A 251-nucleotide genomic window follows, 5' to 3' on the forward strand; every position below is an offset into this window, starting at 1 on the left:
CGCGACGGGAGGAAGCCTGAGGAGATTAATCGTGAGCGCCGATTTCGCGCAGTTTACGACCTTTCATCAGATTACGTTCAATATGTTCCAGCGAAACGTGTTTGGTTTCCGGTACCAGCCACAATGTCAGCAGGATAAACAGTACGTTCAGAGCCGCGTACACCCAGAAGGTGTTGGCGTTACCCAGCGTGTTGAGCATGGTCAGGAACGTTGCGCCAACGATCATGTTGGCAATCCAGTTGGTGGCGGTG

General features: G+C 53.0%; 1 protein-coding gene. It reads right to left on the reverse strand.

What is annotated here, in order from left to right; genetic code table 11:
- Positions 1-25: 25 nt before the first annotated feature.
- On the reverse strand, positions 26-251 hold a 226-nt coding region (locus FN960_RS24500; RefSeq protein ID WP_143850849.1), incomplete at its 5' end, for an MFS transporter.

Origin of the sequence: Alkalicoccobacillus porphyridii (genome assembly GCF_007293315.1) — a bacterium.
Classification (GTDB): Bacteria; Bacillota; Bacilli; order Bacillales; family Bacillaceae_D; genus Alkalicoccobacillus; species Alkalicoccobacillus porphyridii.